This is a genomic window from Streptomyces sp. NPDC017202 (assembly GCF_044331705.1).
GTDB lineage: Bacteria > Actinomycetota > Actinomycetes > Streptomycetales > Streptomycetaceae > Streptomyces.
On the sequence record NZ_JBIRNP010000001.1, the window covers coordinates 584,969 to 600,854 of the forward strand.

11 protein-coding genes are annotated in these 15,886 nt (G+C 73.0%); 2 read left to right on the plus strand and 9 right to left on the minus strand.

The window, feature by feature from the left end; translation table 11 throughout:
* Positions 1 to 186: 186 nt before the first annotated feature.
* The 9 genes from ACH4N1_RS02445 to leuS all read right to left on the minus strand — a co-directional run bounded on the left by ACH4N1_RS02445 (position 187) and on the right by leuS (position 12,453).
* Entirely contained in the window at positions 187 to 582 is a 396-nt protein-coding gene (locus ACH4N1_RS02445) for a nuclear transport factor 2 family protein (protein ID WP_398093935.1), read from the minus strand.
* Positions 583 to 893: 311 nt separating this feature from the next.
* Complete coding sequence (gene holA / locus ACH4N1_RS02450; protein ID WP_398093936.1) at positions 894 to 1,883, minus strand: DNA polymerase III subunit delta; 990 nt, start codon at positions 1,881 to 1,883, stop codon at positions 894 to 896.
* A 192-nt stretch (positions 1,884 to 2,075) separates the two neighbouring features.
* On the minus strand, positions 2,076 to 2,321 hold the full coding sequence (locus ACH4N1_RS02455; protein ID WP_398093937.1) for a hypothetical protein: 246 nt from the start codon (positions 2,319 to 2,321) through the stop codon (positions 2,076 to 2,078).
* Between the two features lie 146 nt (positions 2,322 to 2,467).
* Complete coding sequence (locus ACH4N1_RS02460; protein ID WP_398093939.1) at positions 2,468 to 3,364, minus strand: arylamine N-acetyltransferase; 897 nt, start codon at positions 3,362 to 3,364, stop codon at positions 2,468 to 2,470.
* Positions 3,365 to 3,368: 4 nt separating this feature from the next.
* Positions 3,369 to 6,155 carry a ComEC/Rec2 family competence protein gene (locus ACH4N1_RS02465; protein ID WP_398093940.1) on the minus strand — a complete coding sequence of 929 codons (2,787 nt, stop codon included), beginning with the start codon at positions 6,153 to 6,155 and terminating at the stop codon, positions 3,369 to 3,371.
* 206 nt (positions 6,156 to 6,361) lie between these two features.
* On the minus strand, positions 6,362 to 7,423 hold the full coding sequence (locus ACH4N1_RS02470) for a helix-hairpin-helix domain-containing protein (protein WP_398093942.1): 1,062 nt from the start codon (positions 7,421 to 7,423) through the stop codon (positions 6,362 to 6,364).
* Positions 7,424 to 7,614: 191 nt separating this feature from the next.
* Positions 7,615 to 8,460 (minus strand): DegV family protein, encoded by an 846-nt coding sequence (locus ACH4N1_RS02475; protein ID WP_398093944.1) that lies wholly within the window; start codon positions 8,458 to 8,460, stop codon positions 7,615 to 7,617.
* Positions 8,461 to 8,554: 94 nt separating this feature from the next.
* Entirely contained in the window at positions 8,555 to 9,298 is a 744-nt protein-coding gene (locus tag ACH4N1_RS02480) for a hypothetical protein (protein WP_398093946.1), read from the minus strand.
* A gap of 278 nt (positions 9,299 to 9,576) precedes the next feature.
* Positions 9,577 to 12,453 (minus strand): leucine--tRNA ligase, encoded by a 2,877-nt coding sequence (leuS, locus tag ACH4N1_RS02485; protein WP_398093947.1) that lies wholly within the window; start codon positions 12,451 to 12,453, stop codon positions 9,577 to 9,579.
* A 412-nt stretch (positions 12,454 to 12,865) separates the two neighbouring features.
* On the opposite strand from leuS, the gene ACH4N1_RS02490 reads away from it, so the two are divergent.
* Both ACH4N1_RS02490 and ACH4N1_RS02495 read left to right on the plus strand, forming a co-directional pair.
* Positions 12,866 to 14,158 carry a cytochrome b/b6 domain-containing protein gene (locus ACH4N1_RS02490; RefSeq protein ID WP_398093949.1) on the plus strand — a complete coding sequence of 431 codons (1,293 nt, stop codon included), beginning with the start codon at positions 12,866 to 12,868 and terminating at the stop codon, positions 14,156 to 14,158.
* Positions 14,155 to 15,765: an NADH-ubiquinone oxidoreductase-F iron-sulfur binding region domain-containing protein gene (locus ACH4N1_RS02495; protein WP_366057479.1), complete on the plus strand. Its 1,611-nt coding sequence runs from the start codon at positions 14,155 to 14,157 to the stop codon at positions 15,763 to 15,765. The genes ACH4N1_RS02490 and ACH4N1_RS02495 overlap by 4 nt, the downstream gene beginning before the upstream one ends.
* Positions 15,766 to 15,886: the final 121 nt, after the last annotated feature.

Genomic DNA, 15,886 nt, shown 5'->3' on the forward strand with positions numbered 1-15,886 from the left:
CATCGCGAACCGAAGGCCCCGGTGCCTCGCCCTTCCCCAGGGCGGGCGCCGGGGCCTTCGGCATTCCCGGTCGGGGTGTTTCTCAGGTGGTGTTTCTCAGGTGGTGTTTCTCAGGGGTGCTTTGAGGGAGTGCTCTCAACGGGTGCCCCCAACTGGTGCGTTCAGCGGTGCTCCCAGCGGGTGCTCTCACGCCCAGAAGTCGTCGCTCCTGTCGATGTCCTCGACGCACTCGTCGAGATCCGTGATCTTGTCGCCGACGACCCGGAAGACGATGCATCCGGTGTCGTCGAGGTGCTTGCCCTGCCGCTCGGCGGTGACACGGCACATCCCGACCGCGTGTCCGCGACCGTCGGCACAGGTGCCGAGCATGTCCAGACGCATCGTGCCGTTCGTCTCCTCACCGAGCCGCCGGTACATGTCGATGATCGCGTCCTGGCCCTTGAAGTCACCCGAGAGCGGGTGAGTGCCGGGCACGTGATGCGTGGCGTCCTTCGCCATCAGTTCCCGCAGGGTGTCCATGTCCCCTCGGGAGAAGGCCTCGAAGCCCCTGCGAACGAGCGCTGCGTGCGGGTGTTCAGCCATGGTCGATCGCCACCTTTCCGACGTCCTGGGCGATGCGTCGGCTGCTGCTTCGATTCTCCTCCGTCCACCGGGCACGGCGACTGGATCCAGGGGCCGATGGGGGCGAGGCGCGGGGTGCGAGGTGGGGGGGTTCGAGGTGTGGGGGTCAAGGCACGGGGTTCGAGGCGCGGGGTTCGAGGCGTGCTGATCGGGTCCAGGTGGCTGGCGGACAGGTCGGGTCCGGTACCGACGGCAGCCGAAGCGGCGACCGGCTCCGGCGTCGGGCTCCGGCTCCGGCGTCGGGCTCCAGCTCCGGCTCTGGGGGGCCGGCCTTACGCCCGGCCCCCGGAACGGGCCGCCCGTGCCACCGCCACCACGGCCTTCTCCAGCGCGTACTCCGGGTCGTCGCCACCGCCCTTCACCCCCGCGTCGGCCTCGGCGACCGCGCGCAGGGCCAGGGAGACGCCGTCGGGCGTCCAGCCCCGCATCTGCTGACGGACCCGGTCGATCTTCCAGGGCGGCATGCCCAGCTCCCGCGCGAGGTCAGCGGGTCTGCCGCCGCGCGCGGAGGACAGCTTGCCGATGGCCCGCACGCCCTGCGCGAGGGCGCTGGTGATCAGCACGGGTGCGACGCCGGTGGCCAGCGACCAGCGCAGCGCCTCCAGCGCCTCCGCCGCCCTGCCCTCCACGGCGCGGTCGGCGACGGTGAAGCTCGACGCCTCGGCCCGGCCCGTGTAGTACCGCCCGACGATCGCCTCGTCGATGGTCCCCTCGATGTCGGCGGCGAGCTGCGACACCGCCGCCGCCAGCTCCCGCAGATCGCTGCCGATGGAGTCGACGAGCGCCTGACAGGCCTCCGGGGTGGCCGACCGGCCGGTGGCCCGGAACTCCTGCCGGACGAAGGCCAGCCGGTCCGCCGCCTTGGCCATCTTCGGGCAGGACACCTCCCGCGCCCCCGCCTTGCGCGCGGCGTCCAGCAGTCCCTTGCCCTTGGCGCCACCCGCGTGCAGCAGCACGAGCGTGATCTCCTCGGCGGGCGCCGCGAGATATCCCTTCACGTCCTTGACCGTGTCGGCGGACAGGTCCTGCGCATTGCGTACGACCACGACCTTGCGCTCCGCGAAGAGCGACGGGCTGGTCAACTCGGCGAGCGTGCCGGGCTGGAGCTGGTCCGGCGTCAGGTCACGCACGTCCGTGTCGGCGTCGGCGGCCCGGGCGGCGGCCACCACCTCCTGCACGGCACGGTCGAGGAGCAGGTCCTCCTGGCCCACGGCGAGCGTCACCGGGGCGAGGGGGTCGTCATTCGCAGTCTTCCTGGCCATTGGCTCAAGGATGGCACGGGGCGGTGACAGCGAGGACCGGCCGGGACCGGGGACCGGCCGCAGCGGGAGCCAGGGACCGGGGCAGCGCGGACCCGGCAGCGCGGACCCGGCAGCGCGGACCCGGCAGCGCGGACCCGGCAGCGCGGACCCGGCAGCGCGGACCCGGCAGCGGCTCCGCCTCCGGCGTCGCCTCTACGGTTCCTCCCGCCATCCCTCCCACTCGGCCGCGAAGGCGTGCAGTTCGTCCGCGTCGAGCCGTCCCTCCTCGTCCCGCAGCACCACCAGCCACTGCGCGTCCTCCGCGTCGTCCTCACCGGCCAACGCGTCCCGGACGACCTGCGGTTCCTCGCGCACCCCGAACCGCTCCCCGAGCGCTTCCACGACCTCTTCGGCGGCGTCGCGGTCGGGCAGCACCAGCACATGTCTCACATCGCTCATCCGCCCATTTTCCGGCACCCCCACGGAGGCCGGAGGGCAGGTCGGCCGTGGGAGACGAGCGCCACGTCCAGCTCGATCCCGTCGCCGGGCCCCGGCACGCCGCGCCGGCCCTCCGGGCTTGCGGGCCGGCCGGCCGGTCGGTCTCCTCAGGGCGCGCCACCGCCCCGCGCCACCGGCACCCGCTCCAACCCGATCCCGAACCGCTCCCGGTACACGTCCAGCACCTCTTCGTCCCCCGCCAACTCCTCCTCCCGGCTGTGTCCCTGCGAGTCCGTCACTTTCAGCCGACGGCCGCTGAGAGTGATCCGTCCGCCGTCCTGCGTGACCCGCGAGCAGACCGGCGACCGTGTGAAGTGCGACGCGGGCGAGGTGCTGTGCCACCACGCCCCGGCCACGAAGTCACCCAGCACCCGGGGCCGCGCCTCCAGCCGGTACACCCGCCTGTCGTCCCGTACGACGTCCAGGTCGGCCGCCCCCGGCACGCCACCGCCCGCACGCGCCGGCCGGCCCGTCCCGTCCTTCACCCCGGCCGCGTCCGCACGGGCCTCCGTGATCCGGAACAGGCCGCCGGGGTCCTCCTGCTGCCCCCGGTGCTCGAAACGGAGCGGGTAGTGGCTGTGCGCCCCGAACCCGACGTCGGCCAGCCACTCCCCCGCGTCCACCGTGCGCACCAGCAACGCGAGGTGGTCGTACGGGATCCCGAGGCGCCCCTCGTCGCCGTAGACCCGGCCGGCGAGCAGCGTCACATCGAAGCCCAGCGCGGTGAGCAGCGCGCCGAACGCGCCGTTCAGCTCGTAACAGAACCCTCCCCTCCCCGACGTGGCGACCTTCTCGACCAGCCACCTCTCCTCCAGCACGATCTCCTCTCCCAGATGCACCGACAGGTTCTCGAAGGGCACGGCCCGCAGGTGCCGCAGGTGCAGCTCCCGCAGGACGTCGGCGGTGGGCCACGCCGGGTACTCGACGCCGAGCCGACGCAGATACGCCTCGACCAGACGCGCGTCGAGCGGGGACGTGGCGATGGCGGCCTGTACGGAATCCATGTCCTCAGTCTCGCGCCACCCGCAGTCGGCCGCCCGCACCCACGACGGCCAACGCCCCGTCCCTGTCGGTCCGCAGCACCACCGCGCCCGTGGCCCTCAGTGCGGCGACGGTGCCGGGTGCCGGATGGCCGTACGGGTTGTCCGCCCCCGCGGAGATCAACGCCAGCCGGGGCGCCACCGCGCGTATGAGATCCGGGTCCTGGTAGGCCGAGCCGTGATGGGCGACCTTCAGCACGTCCACCCCTGCCCACCGGGCCGCCGCGGGCGACCGCGCCAGCGCCTGCTGGCCGGGAGGCTCGAGGTCGCCGAGCAGCAGCATCCGTATCCCGGCCGACCGAACGAGCAGCGTCACGCTCGCGTCGTTCGGCCCCTCCGGTTCCGGCACCTGCCGGGCCGGCGGCCACAGCACCTCCCAGTCGAGGGAACCGAGCCGCCGCCGCTCCCCCGCAACCGCCCGCACCAGGGGAACCTCGCCGGCCTCGGCCTCCCTCCGCACGAACGCCACCTGGTCCACCGGCTCCGCGAACCCCGTCGTCTCGATCGCCCCCACCGTCCGGCCCCGCAGCACGCCGGGCAGTCCCGCCACGTGATCGGCGTGGAAGTGGGTCAGCACGACGAGCGGGATCCGGGTGATGCCCAACCGGTCCAGGCACCGGTCGACCAGTGCCGGGTCCGGGCCGGCGTCCACCACCACGCCGGTGCCGTCACCCGCCGCCAGCACCGTCGCGTCGCCCTGGCCCACATCGCACATGGCCAGCCGCCAGCCCGGCGGTGGCCAGCCCGTGAGCACCCGGGTCAGCGGAGTCGGCCGCACCACCGCGAGCAGCAGCAGCGCCGCGCAGGCCGCGCACAGCCACGGCCGCCGCAGCAGCCGTCTCCCCAGCGGCACCGCCACCGCGGTGGCGAGGGCGAGCAGCAGTGCCCCGCCCCAACCGCCGGGCCAGTCCACTCCCGCGCCGGGCAGCGCCGCCCCGGTCCGTGCGACACCCGCGATCCATTCGGCCGGCCAACTCGCCAACCAGGCCGACGCCTTCGCCGCCGGCATCGCCCACGGCGCCGTCGCCAGGGTGGTGAACCCCAGGACGGTGGCCGGTGCCACCGCGAATTCCACGAGGAGGTTGCACGGCACCGCCACCAGGCTGACCCGGGCCGACAGCACCGCCACGACCGGCGCGCACAGGGCCTGTGCGGCTCCCGCTGCCGCCAGCGCCTCCGCGAGCCTCGGCGGAAGCCCGCGACGCCGCAGAGCGGTGCTCCAGCGCGGCGCCAGCGTCAGCAGGGCCCCTGTGGCCAGCACCGACAGCAGGAAGCCGTAACTCCGCGCCAGCCAGGGGTCGTACAGGACCAGGAGCAGGACCGCCGTCGCCAGTGCCGGGATCAGGGACCGGCGGCGACCGGTCGCCAGGGCGAGCAGGACGACGGCGCCGCAGGCCGCCGCCCGCAGCACACTCGGGTCGGGCCGGCACACGACGACGAACCCGAGCGTGAGCGCCCCGCCGAGCAGTGCGGTCGTGCGGAGCGGGATGCCCAGGCGGGGTGCCAGGCCGCGACGCTCGACGTGCTGGGCCAGACCGGGCGGCCCCAGGAGGAGGGCGAGCATGATCGTGAGGTTGCTCCCGGACACGGCCAGGGTGTGGGCGAGGTCCGTCTCCTTGAAGGCCTCGTCCAGCTCGGGCGTGATCCGCGAGGTGTCCCCGACGACCAGCCCCGGCAGCAGCGCCCGCGCGTCCGTCGGCAACCCGTCCGTGGCTTCCCGTAGCCCCGCCCGCAGCCGGCCCGCGGCGCGTTGCGGTGCCGACGGCTTCCGCACGACCACCGGAACCGCGCCCGCACCGCGGTCCCGCACCCGCAGCACGGCAGCGATCCGGTCCCCGCCCGTCAGCGCGGGAGCCAGCCGCCCGGTCACCCGCACCCGGGTGGACGGCAGCAGTCCGAGCCATGCCTGCCGTGCGCCCCGGCCGACGCCCGCCGGTCGTCCGCCGTCCGGTCCCGCACGGTCCCGGACGTCCACCACCACGAGCACCGGCGCCCTGGTCTCCGTCCTCGCCGCCCCGTCCACCGCGACCGATCGCACCTGCCCGTCGACCAGGACGGAGTCCGGGGTCACGTGGTCCCCACTCACCCTCGGCCGGGTCAGCCGCGGGTCCGAGGTCAGTTCCACCTCCGCGGTGACGGTGGCGTACTCCCGCGCCAGCACCGGTACCGGTCCGCGACGCAGGTCGGCCCCGTGCAGCCCGGCGGACACGCCGGCCGCGGCCACACAGAGCAGCAGCGCGGCCCCGCTCATCCGCGACCACTCGTACCGAGCGCCGGCCGGCCACCCCGACGACCGGCCCGGCGACCGGCTCCTCGGCCCTTCCGGTGACAGCGGGCTCGTGCCCGTGGGCGACCGATCCCCCGTCCCGTCTCGGGATCGGACTCTCGTCCCTTGGGAGGACCGGTCCCCGGGCCCGTCGGGCGACTGGTCCGGCGGACCGTCCGGCGACAGGTTCCCCGTACCGCCCGACGGTCGCGCACCGCTGCCCGGCGTCGCGCCACCCGCACCGCCCGGTGACGCACCGCCGCCGGCCACCATCGGTACTCCCCGAGCACCGCTCCCCCACCCGCTGAGGAGGATCCCCGCCACGATCCCGCAGAGGAGCACCACACCGCCCACCACCCGGGGCGGGGCGTCCAGCGTCCATGCCGCCGTGGCCCAGGCCGCGAGCGCGGGCGGTACGAGCCGCAGATCCACCGGCCCTTCCTGTCGCGGGTGCGAAGCTCCCAGTCGGCTCCCGGAAGCGGCGTGCACCGCTCGCCGCGAACGCGATGGGGCATCCGCTCCGGCCTCCGCCCTTCGCCCAGGCCCGACCCCGGCCGCCGCCCCTGCACCGGCTCCCGCACCCGACGCAGTCGCCGTTCCCGTCCCGGCCGGTGTCCCGGCCCCTGCCGAAGCCACCGGCGCGTCCCCCGCCGGACCCACCCGTCGGGTCCCGCCGTTCCCCGTCTCCTCCTCCCTCATGGCCGCACCAGGTTCCGCAGGTCGGAGAAGCGGCGCTCCCCGATGCCGTTGACCTCGCGCAGCTCGTCCACCGATCGGAAGCCGCCGTGCCGCGTCCGGTAGTCCACGATGTGCTGCGCCAGCACGGGCCCCACTCCCGGCAGCGTGTCGAGCTGGTCCGCGGTGGCCGTGTTGAGGGAGACGGGAGCCGGCGGTCCCGCTCCCACCGCGCCACCTCCGGGCCCTGCTCCAGCCGGCTGGCCTCCGGTCCCCGGCGGCCCACCGACGACGACCTGTTCCCCGTCCACGAGGAAGCGCGCCCGGTTCAGACCGTCCGTGTTCGTGCCCGGCCGCACCCCACCGGCCGCGGCCAGTGCGTCGACCACGCGCGAGCCGGCCGGAAGGCGATGGATGCCGGGATCGCGGACCTTGCCGCTGACGTCCACCACGATCTGCGCTTCCGCCGTACCCGCCCCGCCGGGCGCCGGGGCCGAAGCCGATGGCTCGGCCGGCCCGCTCCGCTCGTCCTCTGCGTAGGGAGCGGCCGCCTGCACCACCTCGGGAGCCCGCACGGGCTGCGCGCGGCCGGTCCAGAAGTGCTGGACGGCGAACGCGGCGACGGCGACCACCACGACGGCCAGCGCGAGTACGTTCCTGCGTTCCAGTCCGCATCGCGCCTGCGCCCACACCGGCAGCCTCTCCCGCAGGGCCAGTCCGGCCCGCGCCCGCCATTGCCCCGGCCCCCGAGTCACCACCGCACGGTCGTCGCCCTCGCCCTCGCCCTCGCCCTCGGCTACGGACCCGGACCGGGAACCGGCAGTCCCCTCCCCCACCACGCCGGGCGTGCTCCCCGGACCGCCGCCGTGCTGCGGCGGCCCCATCCCCAACTCCCCGCGCTCGCCGTCCCGTTCCCCGAACAACAGCTCCGCTCGTCGGCGCAGCTCCTCAGCCGGCGCATGGCGGTTCCCCACCCGGCTGCGTGCCGGTGACCGTCGGTGTCGGACGCGTCCGTCGGAGCCGGGCCGACGCCCGGGTCCACTGGTCGCGGTGGTCGTCCGTGTGCGTGATCGAAGTGCCATGCCACGAGAATGGGACACTTCACGAATCCGCGATGATCTTGCTCAATTCTCGGGGAGAACCACCTGATTGTGGATAACTCCGCCACCCGCGGGAGTGAGGCGACGGCTCTTAGCCGAGCCGAACCCCGAGCCGAACCCCGAACCGGACGAGGCGAACCACCGAGCCGAACGAGCCGATCCACCGACCCGCATCACCGGGCCGAAACCACGACTCCCAGCAAGCCGGGCCCGGTGTGCGCCCCGATCACCGCACCGACCTCGCTCACATGCAGTTCCCCGAGACCGGGCACCCGCGCCCGCAGCCGGTCCGCCAGGGCTGACGCCCGGTCGGGGGCGGCGAGATGGTGGACGGCGATGTCCACACGTGCGCCGCCCGCACGGTCGGCCGCCAGTTCCTCGAGGCGGGCGATCGCCCTCGACGCCGTCCGCACCTTCTCCAAGGGCTCGATGCGCCCCCCGTCCAGCTGGAGCAGCGGCTTCACCGCGAGCGCGGAACCGAAGAGGGCCTGGGCGGCGCCGATGCGGCCGCCACGGCGCAGATAGTCGAGGGTGTCGACGTAGAAGAAGGCGGAGGTGCCGGAGGCGCGTTTCTCCGCGGCGGCGACCGCCTCGTCCATCGTGCCGCCCGCTTCCGCCGTCTCGGCCGCCGAGAGCGCGCAGAATCCGAGCGCCATCGCGATCATGCCGGTGTCCACCACCCGCACCGGGACCGGGGCCTCACGCGCCGCGAGGACCGCCGCGTCGTGGGTACCCGACAACTCGGCGGACAGGTGGAGGGAGACGATGCCGGTGGCGCCGGACTCGGCGACCCTGCGGTAGGTCTCCGCGAAGACCTGGGGGCTGGGGCGCGAGGTGGTGACGGAGCGTCGTTTCTGCAGTGCCAGAGCCAGGGAGCGGGTCGAGATCTCGGTGCCCTCTTCGAGTGCCCGGTCGCCGAGAACGACGGTCAGGGGCACTGCGGTGATGCCGTGGCGCTCCATCGTCCGCTGCGGCAGATAGGCCGTTGAATCCGTGACGATAGCGACATGGCGGGACATGAGCTGGAGGTTACCTGCCGTATCCGCGGGACGGGAGTCCGGGCCCTCGCGGCCGGTCGGCCGTCGACCGGATCGGGTACCGGGCCGGGGGGGCTCAGGTGGTGCTCTCGGGCCGGGGCTTCTTCTGCCAGGGGTAGCTGGGACGCGGCCCCGGCGGGGTGATGGCGGGCCGTGCGGGGGTCTCCGCCGGACGCGCGGCGGACGTCTCCGACCGGGTCCGGCCTCCGGACGCGCGGTCGGCCGCAGGTGCCTCGGGCCAGGAGGGGGGCGCCTGCGCCGGTGCCGGGTCGTCCGCGGTGGTCCAGTGCCGCAGGGCACCGGCCTCGACGTCGATCTGTGCGTGGAGGGTGTCCAGGTCGTCGTCGGCGAAGCGGTGGGCCCGGTCGCGGGCGGCCCAGCGCAGCGAGTCGGCCGACGACGTGATCCGTCCGGTGCGCTCGCGCAGCGACGGCAGCCGCTCGGCGAGGGTGGCCCGGTCGGGCTCGGACTCCAGTCGCTTGAGTTCGTCGTCGAGTTCGCGCCCGTGTCCGCTGAGGCGTGCGAAGAGGGCGAGGGACTCCTTGAGGGACTCGTCCTCGGCGACGCCGGCGTGGAGCGCCTCCTGGGTGGCCCGCATCGAGGTCCGCAGCTTGAGGCGGAGCTGGGCGATCTCGCCGGCCGGACCGGTCTGGGCGAAGGACTTGGCCCGCAGGGTGTGGTCCTCGACGGTGCGGCGGGCCTGGGTGATGGTGCGGTCGACGCCGCGCTTGGCGGCACCGACGACCTTCACCGTCGCGTAGGCCCCCGCCGCCAGGAAGAGCACGAAGAGCAGGGCAAAGATCGCGATCACTGCTTCCACGAGCTCCTCCTCCGGTCCGACACGGCACGCCGCGCGCCGCTCTTCAACGGTAAACGCAACGGGCAGGCGCGGAGTTCCGTCAGAACCCCGAACCTGCCCGTAGGGGACTACCCCGAAGCAAGCGTCGGCCGGAGCCGCACGCACCGGTGTCCCTCGGGCGCCGGCCGGAGCCGCACGCACGGGGCGCCCCCGCGCAGCGGTCCCAGCCGCACGCGCCGCGTGACGCCCGGACGCCGGCCCCAGCCGCGCCCGTACCCGTGTCCCGTACCCGTGTTTCGTCAGGCCGGCACGATGTTGACCAGCTTCGGCGCCCGCACGATCACCTTGCGGATCCCGGCGCCGCCCAGCGCGTTGACGACGTTCTCGTCGGCCAGCGCCACCTTCTCCAGCTCCTCGTCGGAGATGGCCGGCGACACCTCCAGGCGCGCCTTGACCTTGCCCTTGATCTGCACCACGCAGGTCACGGTCTCGTCCACGACGTACGCCGGGTCGGCCACCGGGAAGTCCTGGTGGACCACGGAGTCGGTGTGGCCCAGTTTGCGCCACAGCTCCTCGGCGATGTGCGGGGCCAGCGGCGCGACCAGCAGCACCAGGGCCTCGGCGACGCTGCGCGACAGCGGGCCGCCGGCCTTGGTCAGGTGGTTGTTCAGCTCGGTGACCTTGGCGATGGCGGTGTTGAAGCGCATGCCCTCCAGGTCCTGGCGCACACCGTCGATGGCCTTGTGCAGGGCACGCAGGGTGTCCTCGTCCGGCTCGGTGTCGACGACGGTGATCTCACCGGTCGCCTCGTCCACGACGTTGCGCCACAGTCGCTGGAGCAGCCGGAACTGGCCGACCACCGCGCGCGTGTCCCACGGCCGCGAGACGTCCAGCGGGCCCATCGCCATCTCGTACAGGCGCAGGGTGTCGGCGCCGTACTCGGCGCAGATCTCGTCCGGAGTGACCGCGTTCTTGAGGGACTTGCCCATCTTGCCCAGCAGCCGGGAGACCTTCTCGCCCTGGTGGTAGTACGCCCCGTCGCGCTCCTCCACCTCGACGGCCGGTACGGCGATGCCGCGGCTGTCACGGTAGACGTAGGCCTGGATCATGCCCTGGTTGAACAGCTTGTGGAACGGCTCCGCGGACGAGACGTGGCCCAGGTCGAACAGGACCTTGGACCAGAAGCGGGCGTACAGCAGGTGCAGCACGGCGTGCTCGGCACCGCCGACGTACAGGTCGACCCCGCCGTGCGGCTGCCCCGCGCGCGGGCCCATCCAGTACTGCTCGATCTCGGGGTCGACCAGCTTCTCGGAGTTGTGCGGGTCCAGGTAGCGCAGTTCGTACCAGCAGGAACCGGCCCAGTTGGGCATGGTGTTGGTCTCGCGGCGGTACTTGCGCGGACCGCGGCCGTCGCCCAGGTCGAGGGTGACGTCGACCCAGTCCTCGTTGCGCGACAGCGGCGTCTCGGGCTGGGTGTCGGCGTCGTCCGGGTCGAAGGTACGGGGCGAGTAGTCCTCGACCTCGGGCAGCTCCAGCGGCAGCATCGACTCGGGCAGCGGGTGGGCGATGCCATCCTCGTCGTAGACGATCGGGAAGGGCTCGCCCCAGTAGCGCTGGCGGCTGAACAGCCAGTCGCGCAGCCGGAAGTTGACCGTGCCCGCGCCGACGCCGGACCGCTCCAGCCATTCGGTGATGCGTTCCTTGGCCTCGGCGACGCCCAGGCCGTCCAGGGAGACCCGGTCGTTCGACGAGTTGACGATCTTCGCGTCGTAGGAGGCGAAGGCGTCCTCCCACGTCGAGGTGTCGGTGCCGCGGCCGTCGGTGGGCTCGACGATGCACTGGATCGGCAGCTCGAAGGCGCGCGCGAACTCGAAGTCGCGCTGGTCGCCGGCCGGGACGGCCATGATCGCGCCGGTGCCGTAGCCCATCAGGACGTAGTCGGCGATGAAGACGGGGATCCGCTCGCCGTTGACCGGGTTGGTCGCGTACGCGCCGATGAAGACGCCGGTCTTGTCCTTGGCCTCGGCCTGACGCTCGACGTCGGACTTGGAGGCGGCCTGCGCGCGGTACGCGGCGACGGCCTCGGTCGGGGTCGCGTGGCCTCCGGTCCACACGTCGTGCGTGCCCTCGGGCCAGGCGTCCGGGGTGAACTTCTCGACCAGCGGGTGCTCGGGCGCCAGCACCATGTAGGTCGCGCCGAACAGGGTGTCGGGGCGCGTGGTGAAGACGGTGATGCGCTCGCCGTCGATCGGGAAGTCGACGCGGGCGCCCTCGGAGCGGCCGATCCAGTTGCGCTGCTGGAGTTTGATGGCCTCGGGCCAGTCCAGCGCGTCCAGGTCGTCGAGCAGCCGGTCGGCGTAGGCGGTGATGCGCATGTTCCACTGGCGCAGCTTGGCCTTGAAGACCGGGTAGTTGCCGCGCTCGGAGCGGCCGTCGGCGGTGACTTCCTCGTTGGCCAGCACGGTGCCCAGGCCGGGGCACCAGTTGACGGGCGCGTCGGAGGCGTAGGCCAGGCGGTACTCGCTCAGGACGTCCGCGCGCTCCACCTCGCTCAGCTCGTCCCAGGAGCGGTCGCCGGGCAGGCTCCGCTCACCGGACTCGAAGCGGGCGACCAGTTCGGCGATCGGGCGGGCCTTCTTCGCCTCGTCGTCGTACCAGGAGTTGAAGATCTGCAGGAAGATCCACTGGGTCCACTTGTAGTAGTCCGGGTCGATCGTGGCGAACGACCGGCGCTTGTCGTGGCCCAGGCCCAGCCTGCGCAGCTGGGACTTCATGTTGTTGATGGCGGCTTCGGTGGTGATCCGGGGGTGCTCGCCGGTCTGGACGGCGTGCTGCTCGGCGGGCAGGCCGAAGGCGTCGAAGCCGAGGGTGTGCAGGACGTTGTGGCCGGTCATCCGCTGGTAGCGGGCGAAGACGTCGGTCGCGATGTAGCCCAGGGGGTGGCCGACGTGCAGGCCCGCACCCGAGGGGTACGGGAACATGTCCATGATGAATTTCTTCGGCCGGGCGACGACCGCGGGGTCGCCCGCCAGGTCGCCCTTCGGGTTCGGTGCCGCGTACGTGCCGTCGGCGTCCCAGACGTCCTGCCAGCGTGCCTCGATGTCGGCTGCCATGGCGGCCGTGTACCGGTGCGGCGCGGCCACCTCGGCGGTGGCGGCGGGGTTCGTCTCGCTCATGTCCTCAAAGCTCCATCGATCGTCTCTGCCAGCGGCTGCCACTCGGGAAACGAAAAATCCCCTCGCACAGGAGGGGACGCCGCGCCGATTCCGAACCGCCCGGTTCTCCGGCGTTCGGGACTGATCAGCGCGGCTCGCTAAGCAGAAGGCGTACGGCACGCATGGCCTCAGGGTACCGCAGGGCTTGAGCAAGCTGCGACGCGCTTGCGTATGCCTGGTCGACACGTACGCACCACGCCGCAACCGGACCAAGGTCAGGGATTACTTCGCGTAACAGCCACTAAGGGACATCGCCGTGGCCACATTGTCCTTTGATAACAACGCAATAACTCAAACCTCGTACCCATCGGTATGGCGCCCACTTAGAGTTCGGCATCGGGACCGCTTTCCCGAACTGCTCGGAGTTGCCCCCATGAACCCTCTTCGTAGTAACAGCTCGCTCCCCCAGCCGGGCCGGTCGGCCTACGGGGTGGCGTCCGCCGTCGTCCTGCTCCTCATACCCGTGGTCGTGCTGGTCGGAGGTGACCAGTTCCGCGCGTTCCTGAACTTCGGCGCGGGCGTACTGTCCCTCGTCTCGCTCAGCTGCTCGGTGATCTGGGGCCTGGTCGCCCAGGACCGGATCTTCCTCAACACGCGCCAGCGGCTCATCGGGCAGGCCGTGCACCGGACGACGGCGGTCGCCTCGATCGCGTTCCTGCTGCTGCACATCACCACGAAGATCGCGCTGGACCACACCCAGTTCATCGCCGCGATCATCCCGTTCTCGCTCGGCGTCACCGGAGCCGCCGGGCTGATCGGACTCGGCTCGCTGGCCGGACTTCTGATGATCTTCGTGGGCATCACCGGCGCGCTGCGCAGCCGGTTCGCCTCGCCCGCCCCGGTGGCCGCCCGCTGGCGGGCCATGCACATGCTGGCCTACCCGGCCTGGTGCGCCGCGCTGATCCACGGACTCTACGCGGGTCGCGCGGCCAAACCGATCTTCACCATCCTCTACAGCCTGTGCCTGCTGGGCGTCATGGCCGCCCTCGCCCTGCGTTCCGCACCACGCCCCTTCAAGCGCCAGGTCGCCGACCGCATCGCCGCCGTCCTGGGCACCGACGAGCCGGCCGGCCGCGACGCCCTGGACGCGAGCCGGGCCCGGATGGCCGAGTCCCAGTCGCTGCCGGGTTACGAGGGCCGCCCCGGCCGGGGAGCGGACACGGCGGGCTCCGGACGCGGGACGCCACCGCCGTCGCCCCTGTTCGACGCTCCCGCGCCCGAGCCGGCCAACGGCTTCGCGGCCGCCTACCGCGCCGTCTCCACGCCCCCGCGCGCGGAGCAGTCGTTCGCGTCCGGCCAGACCGCGCGCATGGACCTGCCGTTCGACCTGCAGGCCACCGAGGCCGTCCCGCGCGTGGACAGCGGCGGCAGCACCTCCGGCAGCTGGCCGATCCCGTCCCCGCCGCCGGTCGGCGAGGCCCCGCAGTCGGTCTACGACCCGCTCCAGGACACGGGATTCACCATCCCGGTCTATGGCAATCCGGGCACCGGCGGGTACGGCGGGAGTGACATGTACGACACCGGTGAGACAAACACCCGGTATGACGCGTACAACCCGAACGACACGTACAACAGCGGTCCCGCCGATGAACCATCCCCCGGGGCGTCCTTCGACGCGCCGGGTTCGGGCGAACCTTGGAACACGCCTTCCGGAGGCTATAGGTGAACGAGGCCCTGCCCGACGTCCCGGAAGTCCGCGTGGTCGGCCTTCCGCAGCTCACGTCGGGCTTCGACCTTGTCGAGAGACTCGACCTGCCCATGCACCTGAAGGTGCACGGGCCGCTCGAACCCATGGGCGGAGAGAAGCTCGCGCAGCTCTCGGAACGCATCAACCTCAAGGGCCGCGGCGGCGCGGGCTTCCCCTTCCACAAGAAGCTGCGTTCCGTCGCCGACGCGGCGATCAAGCGGGGCGTCCGGCCCGTCGTCGTCGTCAACGGCAGCGAGGACGAACCGGCCTGCCGCAAGGACACGGTCCTGATCAACCGTGCCCCGCACCTCATCCTGGACGGCGCGCTGCTGGTCGCCGAGGCGCTGGGCGCCCGCACGCTCGTGGTGGCGGTCACCCGCGAATCGACCCAGCGCTCCATGGAGGCCGCACTGGCCGAGCGCGGCCTCAGCAACGGCCGCCGCTCGGCGCTGAAGGCGTTCGTCCAGCGCAACCCGATCCGCATGGTCACCGGCGCGGCCGCGTCCGTGATCCGCTCCATCGACGGCGGCCCGGCGATCCCGCCCGGCCGCAAGGTCAGCGCCTCGCAGAACGGCGTCGGCGGCGCCCCGACCCTGCTGTCCAACGCCGAGACGTTCGCCCAGCTGGCCATCGGCGCCCGCATCGGCCCCGAGCGCTACGGCAACACCGGCCTGTACGACGAGCCGGGCACCGTCATGCTGACGGTCTCCGGCGCGGTCGCCCGCCCGATGGTGATCGAGGTCCCCACGGGCGTCCCGCTGCGCTACGTCCTCCAGCTGGCCGGCGCCCCGCCGGTCCCGCAGGGGGTGCTGACCGGCGGTTACCACGGCAAGTGGATCGACGCGGCGACGGTCAACGAGGCGATCGTCTCCCGCAACTCCCTGGACGCGGTGGGCGGCGCGCTCGGCGCCGGCGCGATCCTGCCGATCAGCCAGGAGACCTGCCCGCTCGGCGAGTCGCTGCGCGTGGCGCAGTGGCTGGCCGAGGAGAGCGCGGGGCAGTGCGGCCCCTGCTACCTCGGTCTGCCGGCCGCCGCGCGCGGCATGGAGGACATCATCAACGGCGGCGGCCCGGCCGCCCTGGAGGCACTCAAGCAGGTCGCCAAGAACGTCAAGCGGCGCGGCGCCTGCTCGCACCCGGACGGCTCCGCGATGTTCCTGGAGTCGACCATCAAGGCGTTCACGGACGACCTCGCGGCCCATGTCCTCGGCAATGGCTGCGGACGGCCCGTGGAGGGCGTCCTGCCGCTCTTCGAGGGCGGCATGGCCCCCGCGGGCATCTCGGCCGGCGGAGCGCCCGAGGACGCCGGCGACAGCCGTCAGAAGATCTTCGTGGACTGGACCCTGTGCCGCGGCCACGGGCTGTGCGCGGACATCCTCCCGGAGGTCTTCCAGCTCGGCGCCGACGGCTTCCCGACGGTCGCGCAGGCCAAGGTGCCGCGGTACGCGGAGGCGAAGGCGCTGCGCGCGGTGCGCCGCTGCCCGGCGCTCGCCCTGCGCATCGAGGAGGACACGCGCGCGAAGGAGCCTTCCCGCAACCTTCCGGTCCTCTCCCAGGGCCGCGGCCGCCGCGCCCTGGGCCGCTGACCGGCGCCGCGCACCCGTCGCCGCGGCGACACCGAGAGGGGCCGCCCGGCGGGGAGCGGCCCCTCGGCCCGTTTCCCGCCGCACGCGCGTGTGTCCCGCCGCACGCGCGCGTGAGAACACA